Annotated in this window: 1 protein-coding gene; it reads left to right on the top strand. The window is 32.2% G+C overall.

What is annotated here, in order from left to right:
• Nucleotides 1–239 (top strand): DUF1433 domain-containing protein (locus HMPREF2658_RS01825; protein ID WP_141758275.1); only part of this gene is annotated, 239 nt, incomplete at both ends.

Here is a 239-nt window from a genome sequence, read left to right as displayed (position 1 = left end):
TATTTAAAAGTGAAATATGACGAAAAAGAAAAACAAAAATCAATTTATTATAAAGAACAACAAGAGCGTATTACACTCTATCTCAAGCATAACACTAAAGAACCGAACACGATGAAATCTGTACATTTCACAAGTTTGAAGACAGGACCTATGGGCGATGCCGTAATTGAAGGTTACATCAATGAAAACAAAAAAGCTGATTTTGTTGCATATGGGTCACCAGAACATCATTATCAATT

The organism is Staphylococcus sp. HMSC062H10 (assembly GCF_001836945.1).
Classification (GTDB): domain Bacteria; phylum Bacillota; class Bacilli; order Staphylococcales; family Staphylococcaceae; genus Staphylococcus; species Staphylococcus aureus.
This window is presented reverse-complemented; position numbering and strand designations above follow the sequence as displayed.